Below are 13,127 nucleotides of genomic sequence, written 5' to 3'. Positions count from 1 at the left end.
CGTGTCTTATTGACAGCATGCCGACTTTCGCGTCGTTCGACGGGCTCCGGTTGCACTACACGGTGTGGGAGGGCGACGGCGCCCACCGCCCGGTGCTGCTGCAGCACGGTTTCGCCGCGGACACGAACGCGAACTGGATCTCCACGGGGGTCGTCGCGGCCCTGCGCTCGGCCGGCTTCACGGTGATTTCCCTGGACGCCCGCGGCCACGGCCGCTCCGAAAAGCCGCACGACGAGTCCCGCTACACCGAGGACGCGATGGCGCGGGACGTCTCGGCGCTGCTCGACGAGCTGGTCCTCGACGAGGTCTCGATGGTCGGCTACTCGATGGGCGCGATCATCGCGCTGACGGTGACGGCGTCCGACAAGCGCATCCGCTGCCTGGCCACGGGCGGCGTGGGCTCGGGCATCGTCGACTTCGGCGGCGTGGACCTGCGCGTGCTGAAGCCGGCGGACATCGCTTCGGCCCTGCTGGCGGAGGACCCGTCCTCGGTACCGCCGTCGGGGGTGCCGTTCCGCCTGCTGGCCGACGCGGTGGGCGGCGATCGCCGAGCGCTGGCGGCGGTGGCTTCGGCTTCCCGTCAGGGGCGCCTGGACCTCTCGGCGATCGGGGTGCCGACCTTGGTCCTGGCGGGCGAGCAGGACCAGCTGGCCGCCGAGCCGGAGCGCCTGGCGGCGGCGATCGCGGGAGCAAGGCTGGTCCGCATCCCGGGCGACCACATGACGGCGGTGATGTCACCGGCGTTCGCGGAGGCCCTGGTGTCTTTCCTGTCGGCTCCGCACCCGCGCTAGCGGCTGGTCGGCGTCGGCAGCGGGCAGGGCGTGGGTTCGTTGGTGTGCTCGACGATCAGCCATTGCCCCTTCGGCACCTTCGCCACGGTGAACGCGCCGAGCGCGGGACCGCCTTCGATGCCGAACTGGCACGAGCTGATCGTGAACCGATCGCCGGGGATCGGCTCCGAGACGTACGACGGCATCGATTCCGCGTACTTGTTCTTGTTGGTGACCTTGCGGTTCAGCTCGTGCACCGCGACCTGGCAGTCCGCGTAGCCCAGGTCCTGGGCGAACTTCTGCTGGATCGGCTCGTCCATCCGCCCGCACGCCTGCGGGACGAGGTTCTGCGCGATGGCGTCGTAGACCTCGCGGACGGCTTCGTACGGGCTCGTCGAAAGGATGTGGTTGGTCTGGTACTTCCCGCCGCCCTCCTGGGCGAGCTGCGCGGAGGTCTTGCCCGAGTCGTTGGGGAAGAAGTGGTTGTACAGCCACGTGCCCGCGACGCCGAGGATCACGATCGCCAAGACCCATGCGATCACCTTCTTGCCCAGCCAGCTCAGCCATCGCGGCGCTCGGCGGCGCTCGGTCGGGACGAGCTGGTAGCCGGGGGGAATGACCGGAGGCTGCCCGCCCGGCTGGGTGGCAGGCTGGGAAGAAGGCGCCTGGACCATCCCGGCATCCGGGGTGGGTGCCGGCTGGTTGCCCTGCTGGGCCTGCGTGAACCGCAGGTAGTCCTGGAACTGCTGGAACTGGCGGAACTGTTCGAGCTGCGCCGGGTCCACCGGCGGCTGGGGAGGAGCGCCCGCGGTGGGCGCGTTGGAGCCCGCCGGTTCGATCTCCGAGCCCGGCTTTCCGTCATCGCGCTGCTCCGCCACGTCACCATGATGCCCCCCGAGGGACCACAGGGAACCCCCAGGCGTCCTAAACGCAGGTCAGCGCGGGGGGTGCGAACACCCCTCCGAACCCATCACGTACACTTGACCACGGTTCTACCGAAGACCGCTGGTTTTCCCCGCCCAACACGGGGAACGAAGGTCCCGCACTCGCCGGGCGGCCCGCGCAGGAGGAACGAGGCGGGCACCCCAAAGTGCCCAACAACGCCCCGCGCCTGTCTGCGCGAGGGCGTTTCGTCGTTTCGGGGCTCCTCGAACGCCAGTGGAAACACTAGCCAAGAGAGGAGGCGACCATGGCGAAGCCCGACAAGGTGGCGGCCGTCGCCGAGATCGCGGAGAGCTTCCGCACCAGCTCGGCCACCGTCGTTACCCAGTACACCGGCCTCTCCGTGTCCCAGCTGTCCCAGCTGCGCCGCGCTCTCGGCACCAGTGCCAAGTACCGGGTCGCGAAGAACACCCTCGTCAAGCGTGCCGCCGAGGACGCTGGCGTCCAGGGGCTCGAGGACCTGTTCGTCGGCGCGACCGCCATCGCCTTCGTCGAGGGTGAAGCGGTCGACGCCGCCAAGGCGCTTCGCGACTTCGCGAAGGACAACAACGCGCTTGTGATCAAGGGCGGCTACATGGACGGCCGAGCGCTGTCCGTGGACGAGATCAACCGGATCGCCGATCTCGACAGCCGTGAGGTCCTGCTCGCCAAGGCGGCGGGCGCGTTCAAGGCGAAGCTGTCCCAGGCCGCCGCGCTGTTCCAGGCGCCGGCGTCCCAGGTCGCCCGCCTGGCTGCCGCGCTGGAGGAGAAGCAGCGCAACGCCGCCGGTACCGAAGCAGCCGAAGCACCCGCCGAGAGCTGATTTACCCCCACCCCGAACGTCTAGTTCGTTTTTCTGAGAGGAAGCCATCATGGCGAAGCTGAGCACCACCGAGCTGATCGACGCCTTCAAGGAGCTGACCCTCCTCGAGCTGTCCGAGTTCGTGAAGGAATTCGAAGAGGTCTTCGACGTGACCGCCGCCGCGCCGGTCGCCGTCGCCGCCGGCCCGGCCGCCGCCGCTGCCGCCCCGGTCGAGGAGCAGGACGAGTTCGACGTCGTCCTCGAGGGCGCCGGTGACAAGAAGATCCAGGTCATCAAGGTCGTCCGCGAGGTCGTCTCGGGCCTGGGCCTGAAGGAGGCCAAGGAGCTGGTCGAGGCCGCTCCCAAGGCCCTCCTGGAGAAGGTCGACAAGGAGGCCGCCGAGGCCGCCAAGGAGAAGCTCGAGGCTGCGGGCGCCAAGATCTCCATCAAGTGATTCCGGGCGCGCAAGCGCCTATGCACCACCTCGAGAAAGGGGCGGGCATCCACTTCGGATGCCCGCCCCTTTCCGCGTCTACGACTTCCTGAGCTGGGAGCCCGCCGCAACCCCTAGGAGCGGTGTCCGGATCGCCCCGGGGTCCCTAAATCGTGGATCGGGGGTCGCTCGGACCTGCGCCATTGCCCCGTTTGGGCTACCGTGCTGCCAGTTGGCGATCACGGCGGGGTGACGATGAACCCGGGGCTGGCCAGAAAAGAAAACTGGTGAGTAACCTGTTCGCACTCAGCTCGTTGCACCTGGTTGACGCGGGTTCGTGGGCGCCACCGGCCCACACTCGCCGCCGGCGTGGGTGGCAGGGTGTGGCAGCGGGCGCAATGACGCGGAACAGCTCCTGGAGGTGCGATGGGTGCCGAGGTGGTCATCGAAGGTCTGACGAAGTCCTTCGGTAAGCAGGCCATCTGGCGGGACGTCACGTTGACGCTCCCCCCGGGCGAAGTGTCGGCCATGCTCGGCCCGTCGGGGACCGGCAAGTCGGTCTTCCTGAAGTCGATGATCGGGCTGCTCAAGCCCGACCGCGGCCGCTGCATGATCAACGGGGTGGACATCGTCACCTGCTCCGAGCACAAGCTGTACGAGATCCGGAAGCTCTTCGGTGTCCTCTTCCAGGACGGCGCGCTGTTCGGCTCGATGAACCTCTACGACAACGTCGCCTTCCCGCTGCGCGAGCACACGAAGAAGTCCGAGACGGAAATCCGCCGGATCGTGCTCGAAAAGCTCGACATGACCGGTCTGAACGGCGCCGACAAGAAGCTGCCGGGCGAGATCTCCGGCGGGATGCGCAAGCGCGCCGGCCTGGCCCGCGCCCTGGTGCTCGACCCGGAGATCATCCTGGTCGACGAGCCGGACTCGGGCCTCGACCCGGTTCGCACCACCTACATCTCGCAGCTGTTCCTCGACGTCAACGCGCAGATCGACGCGACGTTCCTGATCGTCACGCACAACATCAACCTGGCCCGCACGGTGCCGGACAACCTGGGCATGCTCTTCCGCAAGGAACTGGTCATGTTCGGCCCGCGCGAGGTGCTGCTGACCAGCGAAGAGCCGGTCGTCAAGCAGTTCCTCAACGGCAAGATGCAGGGCCCGATCGGTATGTCCGAGGAAAAGGACAGCGCCCAGATAGCCGCCGAGCAGGCGATGTTCGAAGCCGGCCACCACGCGGGCGGGGTCGAGGACGTCTCCGGCGTGCCGCCGCAGATGCAGCCGACGCCGGGCGTGCCCACCCGGATGGGTGCCGTCCGCCGCAAGGACCGGGTCATGGAGATCATGCACCGGCTGCCGCCGGCCGCGCAGGAAAGCATCATCGAGTCGCTGAGCCCGGAGGAGCAGCGCCACTACGGCGTGCGGCCGCACCGCGGGCAGCCGCAGCAGGTCGGCGCCCGTCCGCAGGGTGACGGCGGTGTCCCGAACCAGCACCACGGGCAGCTGCCCGCCGAACAGGTGGCGCGGATCCCCGGCGGCCAGCCGCCGAGAACCGGCACGCACCGAATGCCACCGAACAACGGGCCAGGTGGCCGGTGAGCTCTCCCGCAACACAGGCGAAGATTCCCGGGATCGGCATGCTCCGCGAGACCGGGAACCTGTTCGCTCTCGGCCTGGACATCGTCCGCGGCCTGTTCCAGCGCCCGTTCCAGCTGCGGGAGTTCATCCAGCAGTCGTGGTTCATCGCGAGCGTGACGATCCTGCCGACGGCCCTGGTGGCCATCCCGTTCGGCGCCGTCATCTCGCTGCAGTTCGGGTCGCTCGCCCGCCAGCTGGGCGCGCAGTCCTACACCGGCGCGGGCTCCGTGCTCGCCACCGTGCAGCAGGCCAGTCCGCTGGTCACCGCGCTGCTGGTGGCGGGCGCAGGAGGAAGCGCCGTCTGTGCTGATATCGGCGCGCGGACCATCCGCGAAGAGATCGCCGCCATGGAGGTGCTCGGCGTCTCCGCGGTCCAGCGGCTGATCGTGCCGCGCACCCTGGCCATGATGCTGGTCGCGCTCCTGCTCAACGGCATGGTCAGCGTCATCGGCGTGCTCGGCGGCTACTTCTTCAACGTCGTGCTGCAGGGCGGGACGCCGGGCGCCTACCTGGCCAGCTTCTCCGCCCTCGCGCAGCTGCCCGACCTCTGGGTCGGTGAGCTCAAGGCGCTGATCTTCGGGTTCATCGCCGCCGTCGTCGCGTCTTACCGGGGCTTGAACCCCTCCGGCGGCCCGAAGGGCGTCGGGGACGCGGTGAACCAGTCGGTGGTCATCACGTTCCTGCTGCTGTTCGTCGTGAACTTCGTGATCACCCTGATCTACCTGCAGATCGTGCCCGGAAAGCTGGACTAGCGCCATGACGTTCCTCCAGGGCGCTAAACGCGTCGTAAATCGACCCCTCCAGACGCTGGACACCCTCGGCGACCAGATGTCGTTCTACGGCCGCGCGCTGCTGTGGACGCCGCGGACGCTGCGCCGCTACACCAAAGAGGTGCTCCGGCTGCTGGCCGAGGTCAGCTTCGGCTCCGGCTCGCTGGCGGTCATCGGCGGCACGGTCGGCGTGATGGTCGGCCTGACGCTGTTCACCGGTGTCCTCGTCGGCCTCCAGGGCTACTCGGCGCTGAACTCGATCGGCACGTCGGCCTTCACCGGCTTCCTGACCGCGTTCTTCAACACCCGCGAGATCGCTCCGCTGGTCGCCGGGCTCGCCCTGAGCGCCACCGTCGGCGCCGGGTTCACCGCCCAGCTCGGCGCGATGCGGATCTCCGAGGAGATCGACGCCCTCGAGGTCATGGGCGTGCCGAGCCTGCCGTACCTGGTCACGACGCGGATCATCGCCGGGTTCGTCGCGGTCATCCCGCTCTACATCATCGGCCTGCTGAGCTCGTACCTCGCGTCGAGACTGGTCGTCATCTACATCTACCACCAGTCGGCCGGCACCTACGACCACTACTTCGACCTGTTCCTGCCACCGCAGGACGTGCTCTATTCCTTCATCAAGGTGCTGCTGTTCAGCGTCCTGATCATCCTGTCGCACTGCTACTTCGGGTACCGGGCGACCGGCGGCCCGGCCGGTGTCGGCGTCGCGGTCGGCAAGGCCGTGCGGCTGTCCATCGTCACGGTGTCGATCATGAACTTCTTCATCGGGTTCGCCATCTGGGGAACCGACGTCACGGTAAGGATCGCGGGATGAGGACGCTCCGACGCAGGCTGCTCGGCCTGCTGCTCATCGCCGTGATGGTCGGCGGGGTGGCGCTGTCCATCGCGCTCTACGACAAGGCGTTCACGCCGGTCGTCACGGTCAAGCTGCAGGCCGACAAGATCGGCAACCAGCTGATCAAGCAGTCCGACGTCAAGGTGCGCGGGCTGATCGTCGGCTCGGTGCAGGACATCGTCGCCACCGACCACGGCGCCGAGCTGACCCTGGCGCTCCAGCCGGAGTCCGCGAAGCTCATCCCGGAGAACGTCTCGGCGCGGTTCCTGCCCAAGACGCTCTTCGGCGAGCGGTTCGTCTCGCTGGAGATCCCGAAGGACCCGTCGGCGAAGACCCTGGCCAGCGGGGACGTCATCCCGCAGGACCGCACGTCGAGCGCGGTCGAGCTGGAGCAGGCGTTCTCCCACCTGATGCCGGTGCTGCAGGCGGTGCAGCCGCAGAAGCTGTCGGCGACGCTCACGGCGATTTCGACGGCGCTGTCCGGCCGCGGCGACCAGCTCGGCGACACCCTCTCGCAGCTGGGCACCTACATCGGCGAGCTGAACCCGCACGAGCCGGAACTGCAGCACAACCTCAAAGCGCTCGCGGAGTTCTCCGACCACCTGAAGGACGCGGCACCCGATCTGGTGCAGAGCCTGGACAACCTGAGCACGACGACCCGGACCGTGGTCGACGAGCGGCAGAACCTGTCGAACCTCTACGGCAGCCTGACCCAGGCCTCGGTGGACCTGCAGACGTTCCTGCAGAACAACAAGGACAACATCATCTCCCTCGTCGACACCGCCCGGCCGACGGCCGAACTGCTGGCGAAGTACGCGCCGGAGTACCCCTGCGTGATCTCCCAGATGGCCAAGAACGTGCCGCTGATCGACCAGGCGCTGGGCAAGGGCACCAACCAGCCCGGCCTGCACGCGACCATCGAGATCATCGTGCCGCGCGCGCCGTACCAGGCCGGCAAGGAAGAGCCGCGGTTCGACGACAAGCGCGGCCCGCGCTGCTACGACATCAAGGACATCCCGAAGCCGTTCCCGTCCGAGCCGCCGGACGGCGCGTTCAAGGACGGCACGCTGCACCAGGCCGCGCCGAAGAGCGCCGGCGAGGGCCTCAACCCGGCCAAGTTCAAGGCCGACGCGGCCGGCAACGGCGGCAGCGGTGGTGACCTGGCGTATTCGACGGCGGAGCAGGGCTTCCTGGCCGATCTCCTCGGCCCGCAGCTGGGCATGACCGCCGCGGACGTCCCGGGCTGGAGCTCGCTGCTCGTCGGCCCGCTGTACCGGGGTGCGGAGGTGACGGTCAAGTGAGGGGCCTGCTCGCGCCGCTGATCAAGCTCGGCATCTTCGTGGTGGTCACCGTGCTGTTCACGACGATCCTCGGGATCAGCATCGCCAACATCAACACCACCAGCACCAACGCCTACAAGGCCCGCTTCACCGACGCGACGCTGCTGCTGCCCAACGACGACGTCCGCATCGCCGGCGTCCGGGTCGGGCAGGTCAAGGACGTGCACATCGTCGACAAGCGGCAGGCCGAGGTCGAGTTCGAGGTCGACGCCGGCCGGACGCTGCCGGCCGGGGTGACCGCGCAGATCAAGTTCCGCAACCTGGTCGGCCAGCGGTACGTCTCGCTCGGCGAGGGCGACGACAGCGCCGGCAAGACCCTGCAGCCCGGCGGCACCATCCCGCTGGAGCGGACCACGCCGGCGCTGGACCTGACCGAGCTGTTCAACGGCTTCAAGCCGCTGTTCACCGCGCTCAACCCCGAGGACGTCAACAAGCTGTCCTACGAGGTCATCCAGGTCCTGCAGGGCGAGGGCGGCACCGTGGAGAGCCTGCTGTCGCACACGGCGTCGCTGGCCACCACGATCGCCGACAAGGACCAGGTGATCGGCGAGGTGATCGACAACCTCAACTCGGTGCTCGACACGGTCAACGCGCACACCCCGCAGCTCAACGACCTGATCGTGAAGCTGCAGCAGCTGGTGTCCGGGCTGGCCGCCGACCGCAAGCCGATCGGCGACGCGATCGAGAGCCTCGGCAACCTGGCCCAGACGACGTCCGGGCTGCTCGGCGAGGTCCGCGAGCCGCTGAAGAACGACATCAGCGCGCTCGGGAACCTGACGAGCGCGCTGAACAAGAACGAGCCGGAGCTGGAGCACTTCATCCAGTTCCTGCCGACCAAGGTGAGCACGCTGACCCGCACCGCGGACTACGGCTCCTGGTTCAACTTCTACGCCTGTGAGTTCTCCGGGAGCGTGAGCTTGCCGCCACTGATCAACGACGTCGCCCTGCCCCTGATTCCGGCGAACCGGGCGAGGTGCCAGGGATGAAGTCCTTCCAGAAGCGCAACCCCGTGCCGATCGCGCTGGTCGGGATCGTCGTGCTGGCGCTCGCCTTCACCGCCGCGCTCAACTCCGACGACCTGCCGGTGATCGGCGGCGGCACCACCTACAGCGCCGAGTTCAGCGAGGCGTCCGGGCTGCAGAAGGACAACGACGTCCGGATCGCCGGCGTCAAGGTCGGCAAGGTCAGCGACATCGCGCTCGACGGCGCGTCGGTGAAGGTGTCGTTCAAAGTCAAGGACGCCTGGCTGGGCGACCGGACCAGTGCCGCGATCAAGATCAAGACGTTGCTCGGGCAGAAGTACCTGTCGCTGGACCCGCAGGGCGAAAGCGCACTGAACCCGGGCAGCGGCATTCCGCGGGACCGCACGATGGCGCCCTACGACGTGCTCGACGCCTTCCGCGGGCTGTCCCAGACCGTCGACAACATCGACACCAAGCAGCTGGCGCAGAGCTTCGACACGATCTCGCGGACCTTCGCCAACACGCCGGAGGACGTGAAGGGCGCGCTGTCGGGGCTGTCGAAGCTGTCGGACACGATCGCGTCGCGTGACCAGCAGCTGTCGAACCTGCTGGCCAACACCCGCGAGGTGTCGCAGACGCTGGTCGACCGCGACGCCGAGGTGCAGAAGCTGCTGACCGACGGCAACGACCTGCTCGCCGAGCTGGCCAAGCGGGAGGACGCGATCACCGCGCTGCTGGACGGCTCCCGCCAGCTGGCCACGCAGCTGCAGGGCCTGATCGACGACAACGACAAGCAGCTCGACCCGGTGCTGACCCAGCTCGACCAGCTGACGTCGATGCTGCAGCGCAACCAGGACTCGCTGGCCGAGGGGCTCAAGAAGTTCGCGCCCTTCATCCGCGTCTTCACCAACACCATCGGCAACGGCCGCTGGTTCGACAACTACATCTGCGGCCTGCTGCTGCCGTCGTTCGGTCCGATCAACGAAGAGGGGTGCTACACGAAATGAGTGACACCCGCTTCGGGATGGCCCTGACCCGGGGCTTCACCATCGCGATCGTGCTCGCGCTCGTCGTCGCCGGCGGGATCTGGTGGACCCTCAAGGACGCCGGCCGCAACCACCTGACCGCGTACTTCGCCGGCGCCGTCGGCCTGTACGAGGGCAACAGCGTGCGGATGCTCGGCGTCGACATGGGCACGGTCACCAAGATCCAGCCCATGGGCAACCAGGTGAAGGTCGACTTCGAGTACGACCGCTCGGTGGCCGTCCCGGCCGACGCGAAGGCGCTCATCGTGGCGCCGTCGCTGGTGTCGGACCGCTACGTCCAGCTGGCCCCGGCCTACACCGGCGGCCCGCGCATCTCCGACGGCGCGGTCATCGGCCTCGACCGCACCGAGGTGCCCCTGGAGGTCGACCAGCTCGCGTCGAGCCTGGCCCGGGTCAGCGAGACCCTCGGCCCGAACGGCGCCAACAAGTCCGGCTCGCTGTCGAACCTGCTGAACACCGCGGCGGCCAACGTCGACGGCAACGGCCAGGCCCTGCACGACACGATCACCAAGCTCGGCCAGGCGGCCGGCACGCTGTCGGGCAACAAGGACGACCTGTTCTCCACCGTGGAGAACCTGGGCAAGTTCTCGCAGACGCTGGCCGACTCCGACAAGCAGGTCCGCACCTTCGAGGGACGGCTCGCCGACGTCAGCGGCTACCTGGCGTCCGAAAAGGACAACCTGGCCGCGACCGTGCAGCAGCTGGGCACGACGCTCACCGCGGTGCAGGCGTTCATCGACCAGAACCACGACCGGTTGAAGTCCAATGTGGACAAGCTGGCCGGCATCACCAAGGTGCTCGTCGACCAGCGCAGCTCGCTCGCCGAGATCCTGGACGTCGCCCCGGTCGGCCTGAGCAACCTGGTCAACACCTACAACGGCGCGGCGGGCACGCTCGACGCCCGGCCGAACCTCAACGAACTGACCCAGCCGCCGCTGGTGATGATCTGCCGGCTGCTCAAGCAGGTCGGCACCAACAGCATCCCGGACGTGCTCGGCAACGCCTGCGAGAGCATCGCCGGCGTGGTCGACAAGGTGATCCCGCTGCCGTCCGTGGCGCAGACCGTGCAGGCCCTGCAGTCCGGTCAGCTGCCGCCGCTGCCGCTGCCCATCGCCGGGCAGCTTTACGGAGGTGGCCAGTGAAAAAGCTACTGACCGTCGGAGTGCTGGTCACGGCGTCCGCGCTGACGCTGTCCGGCTGTGCTTTCAAGGGCATCTACGACCTGCCGCTGCCCGGTGGCGCCGACCTCGGCGACCACCCGTACACGGTGAACGTCGAGTTCCGCGACGTGCTCGACCTGACCCCGCAGGCCGGGGTGAAGGTCGACGAGGTGCCGGTCGGCCGGGTCGAGAACGTCGGGCTCACCAAGGACGGCTGGCACGCGCTGGTCACGCTGCGGGTCAACGGCGGCATCAAGCTGCCGGCCAACGCGATCGCCAACGTCAAGCAGTCCAGCCTGCTCGGTGAGAAGTATGTCGAGCTGGCCTCGCCCGGCGCCGACCAGGCCCACGGCAAGCTCGCCGACAACGCGACCATCCCGCTGGCCCGCACGAACCGCAGCGTCGAGGTCGAAGAGCTGCTCGGGGCGCTGTCCCTGCTGCTCAACGGCGGGGGCGTCGACCAGCTGAACACCATCACCAAGGAGCTCAACAACGCCACGTCCGGCCGCGAACCGGACATCAAGGCGTTGCTGGACAACGCGAACCAGCTGGTGACGAACCTCGACCGGCAGTCGAAGAACATCACCCGGGCCATCGACGGGCTGAACCGGCTCTCCTCGACCCTCAACGACCAGAAGGACAAGCTGGTCGGCGCGGTCGACAACCTCGGGCCCGGGCTCGGCGTGCTGGAGCAGCAGCGCGGCCAGCTGGTCACCATGCTGCAGGCGCTGGACAACCTCTCCGGCGTCGCCACCGACACGGTGAACAAGTCGCAGAAGGACCTCGTCGCCGACCTGAAGGCGCTGACGCCGACGCTGCAGAAGCTCGGCGAGGCGGGCAACGACCTGCCGAAGGCGCTGGAGATCCTGCTGACGTTCCCGTTCAGCGACCAGGCCGTCAACGGCGTCAAGGGCGACTACTTCAACCTGTTCGCGAAGGTGGACCTGAACCTGAAGACCGTGGTGGAGAACCTGGGCAACAGCCGGCAGAACGCCCTGTCGGGGCAGCTGCCGCTGGCCGGCCTGACCGGCGGGGTCCAGGGCACACCGGCCAACCAGCCGCCGCCGCTGCCGATCCCCGGCACCGGGCAACAGCAGTCGAAGCCGGGCCTGGGCAACCTCTTCGGGCTCCTGCCGGGAGGTGCGGGCTGATGCTGATCCGCCGGACGAAGATCCAGCTGATCGCCTTCGTGGTGATCTCGGTCGTCGCGATCGTCTACGCGCTGATCCGGTTCGCCGGGCTCGGCAGCGTGTTCGGCAACGACGGCTACACGGTGAAGCTGCAGCTCAACGAGTCGGGCGGCATCTTCACCAACGCCGAGGTGACCTACCGCGGCTACAACATCGGCCGGGTCGGCGAAATGCGGCTCACCCAGACCGGGCTCGAGGCCGACCTGAACATCGACCCGTCGGCGCCGAAGGTGCCCGCGGACCTCGACGCCGTCGTCGCCAACCGGTCGGCGGTCGGCGAGCAGTACGTCGACCTCAAGCCGAAGGCCGACAAGGGCCCGTACCTGGCGTCGGGTTCGGTCATCCCGGCGTCGAAGACGACCACCCCGGTGAGCACCGACCGGCTGATCGGCGACCTCGACTCGCTCGCCGCGTCGGTCCCGGTCGACTCGCTGCGCACGGTCGTCGACGAGTCCTACGACGCCTTCCGCGGCACCGGCGGCGACCTGCAGAAGCTGCTGGACACCGCCCGCAGCTTCACCACCACCGCGCAGCAGTACCTGCCGCAGACGATCCAGCTGCTGGACGCCGGCGGCCAGGTGCTGGACACGCAGAACGCCGAGGCGGCGAACTTCGCCTCGTTCAGCAAGAGCCTCAACGAGCTCACCGGCACGCTGAAGAACTCCGACGGCGACCTGCGCAAGCTCATCGGCGTCACGCCGCAGGTGGCGTCCCAGATCAGCCAGGTGCTGGCCGAGTCCGGCCCGGGCCTGGGCGCGCTGACGGCGAACCTGCTCACCACGGCCAACCTGACCGTGACCCGCCTCGACGGGATCGAGCAGGGCCTGGTCACCTACCCGGCGCTGGCCGGGGCGGCGAGCAGCGTGGCGCCCGGCGACGGCACCGCGCACCTCGGCCTGGTGCTCAACCTGTTCAACCCGCCGGCCTGCACCAAGGGGTACCTCCCGTATTCGCAGTTCCGCACCGGGAACGACCTTTCCGCGAAGCCGGCGAAGGAAGACGCGTACTGTGCCGAACCGAAGGGCAGCCCGATCAACGTCCGCGGGGCGCAGAACGCGCCCTACGGCGGGGTGCCGGTCGCGCCGTCGGACAGCGACGTCTCGGCCAACGCGAACCGGCCGGCCGAAGAGCTGGCCGAGGAGCGGAACACCCGGGGTGTGCCGGGCATCGTCGGCAGCCCCGGCGTCAGCCTCACCAGCCTGGGCTCGCTGCTCGGCCTGACCTGACGCCGATTTTGACGACCGTTAC

13 protein-coding genes are annotated in these 13,127 nt (G+C 68.4%); 12 read left to right on the top strand and 1 reads right to left on the bottom strand.

Annotation, left to right across the window (positions count from 1 at the left end):
• The first annotated feature begins 17 nt into the window (after nt 1-17).
• Entirely contained in the window at nt 18-791 is a 774-nt protein-coding gene (locus tag AB0F52_RS28770; protein ID WP_360177631.1) for an alpha/beta hydrolase, read from the top strand.
• Here the strand turns inward: AB0F52_RS28770 and AB0F52_RS28765 are convergent.
• The gene (locus tag AB0F52_RS28765) at nt 788-1,648 is read right to left on the bottom strand and encodes a hypothetical protein (RefSeq protein WP_360177628.1); all 861 of its coding nucleotides are present in this window, start codon (nt 1,646-1,648) and stop codon (nt 788-790) included. The genes AB0F52_RS28770 and AB0F52_RS28765 overlap by 4 nt on opposite strands.
• Before the next feature lie 311 nt (nt 1,649-1,959).
• Here AB0F52_RS28765 and rplJ point away from each other — a divergent pair, with 311 nt between their 5' ends.
• From rplJ to AB0F52_RS28710, 11 genes are all read left to right on the top strand, one after another.
• Nucleotides 1,960-2,514 (top strand): 50S ribosomal protein L10, encoded by a 555-nt coding sequence (rplJ, locus tag AB0F52_RS28760; RefSeq protein ID WP_103342383.1) that lies wholly within the window; start codon nt 1,960-1,962, stop codon nt 2,512-2,514.
• 49 nt (nt 2,515-2,563) lie between these two features.
• A complete protein-coding gene (gene rplL, locus AB0F52_RS28755; RefSeq protein ID WP_103342384.1) occupies nt 2,564-2,947 on the top strand; it encodes a 50S ribosomal protein L7/L12 in 384 nt (127 codons plus the stop codon).
• 405 nt (nt 2,948-3,352) lie between these two features.
• A complete protein-coding gene (locus AB0F52_RS28750; RefSeq protein WP_360177623.1) occupies nt 3,353-4,528 on the top strand; it encodes an ABC transporter ATP-binding protein in 1,176 nt (391 codons plus the stop codon).
• Nucleotides 4,529-4,566: 38 nt separating this feature from the next.
• Nucleotides 4,567-5,319 (top strand): ABC transporter permease, encoded by a 753-nt coding sequence (locus tag AB0F52_RS28745; RefSeq protein WP_013222532.1) that lies wholly within the window; start codon nt 4,567-4,569, stop codon nt 5,317-5,319.
• A gap of 4 nt (nt 5,320-5,323) precedes the next feature.
• Complete coding sequence (locus tag AB0F52_RS28740; protein ID WP_013222533.1) at nt 5,324-6,160, top strand: ABC transporter permease; 837 nt, start codon at nt 5,324-5,326, stop codon at nt 6,158-6,160.
• A complete protein-coding gene (locus AB0F52_RS28735) occupies nt 6,157-7,482 on the top strand; it encodes an MCE family protein (protein WP_360177620.1) in 1,326 nt (441 codons plus the stop codon). Before AB0F52_RS28740 ends, AB0F52_RS28735 begins: the two co-directional genes overlap by 4 nt.
• Entirely contained in the window at nt 7,479-8,507 is a 1,029-nt protein-coding gene (locus AB0F52_RS28730; protein ID WP_103342387.1) for an MCE family protein, read from the top strand. Before AB0F52_RS28735 ends, AB0F52_RS28730 begins: the two co-directional genes overlap by 4 nt.
• Complete coding sequence (locus AB0F52_RS28725) at nt 8,504-9,490, top strand: MCE family protein (RefSeq protein ID WP_360177617.1); 987 nt, start codon at nt 8,504-8,506, stop codon at nt 9,488-9,490. Before AB0F52_RS28730 ends, AB0F52_RS28725 begins: the two co-directional genes overlap by 4 nt.
• Nucleotides 9,487-10,671: an MCE family protein gene (locus AB0F52_RS28720; RefSeq protein WP_360177614.1), complete on the top strand. Its 1,185-nt coding sequence runs from the start codon at nt 9,487-9,489 to the stop codon at nt 10,669-10,671. The genes AB0F52_RS28725 and AB0F52_RS28720 overlap by 4 nt, the downstream gene beginning before the upstream one ends.
• The gene (locus tag AB0F52_RS28715; RefSeq protein ID WP_360177611.1) at nt 10,668-11,840 is read left to right on the top strand and encodes an MCE family protein; all 1,173 of its coding nucleotides are present in this window, start codon (nt 10,668-10,670) and stop codon (nt 11,838-11,840) included. The genes AB0F52_RS28720 and AB0F52_RS28715 overlap by 4 nt, the downstream gene beginning before the upstream one ends.
• On the top strand, nt 11,840-13,105 hold the full coding sequence (locus AB0F52_RS28710; RefSeq protein WP_360177608.1) for an MlaD family protein: 1,266 nt from the start codon (nt 11,840-11,842) through the stop codon (nt 13,103-13,105). Before AB0F52_RS28715 ends, AB0F52_RS28710 begins: the two co-directional genes overlap by 1 nt.
• The last annotated feature ends 22 nt before the right edge of the window (nt 13,106-13,127 follow it).

Source organism: Amycolatopsis sp. NPDC024027, from assembly GCF_040638975.1.
Classification (GTDB): Bacteria; Actinomycetota; Actinomycetes; order Mycobacteriales; family Pseudonocardiaceae; genus Amycolatopsis.
Note: the sequence above shows the minus strand (reverse complement) of the source record. Positions and strands in the feature narration are given on the sequence as shown.

What these genes read in the sequence shown, in the direction of transcription:
- AB0F52_RS28770 (WP_360177631.1), top strand. Translation starts at nt 18, where the DNA reads ATGCCGACTTTCGCGTCGTTCGACGGGCTCCGGTTGCACTACACGGTG.
- rplJ (WP_103342383.1), top strand. Translation starts at nt 1,960, where the DNA reads ATGGCGAAGCCCGACAAGGTGGCGGCCGTCGCCGAGATCGCGGAGAGC.
- rplL (WP_103342384.1), top strand. Translation starts at nt 2,564, where the DNA reads ATGGCGAAGCTGAGCACCACCGAGCTGATCGACGCCTTCAAGGAGCTG.
- AB0F52_RS28750 (WP_360177623.1), top strand. Translation starts at nt 3,353, where the DNA reads ATGGGTGCCGAGGTGGTCATCGAAGGTCTGACGAAGTCCTTCGGTAAG.
- AB0F52_RS28745 (WP_013222532.1), top strand. Translation starts at nt 4,567, where the DNA reads ATGCTCCGCGAGACCGGGAACCTGTTCGCTCTCGGCCTGGACATCGTC.
- AB0F52_RS28740 (WP_013222533.1), top strand. Translation starts at nt 5,324, where the DNA reads ATGACGTTCCTCCAGGGCGCTAAACGCGTCGTAAATCGACCCCTCCAG.
- AB0F52_RS28735 (WP_360177620.1), top strand. Translation starts at nt 6,157, where the DNA reads ATGAGGACGCTCCGACGCAGGCTGCTCGGCCTGCTGCTCATCGCCGTG.
- AB0F52_RS28725 (WP_360177617.1), top strand. Translation starts at nt 8,504, where the DNA reads ATGAAGTCCTTCCAGAAGCGCAACCCCGTGCCGATCGCGCTGGTCGGG.
- AB0F52_RS28720 (WP_360177614.1), top strand. Translation starts at nt 9,487, where the DNA reads ATGAGTGACACCCGCTTCGGGATGGCCCTGACCCGGGGCTTCACCATC.
- AB0F52_RS28710 (WP_360177608.1), top strand. Translation starts at nt 11,840, where the DNA reads ATGCTGATCCGCCGGACGAAGATCCAGCTGATCGCCTTCGTGGTGATC.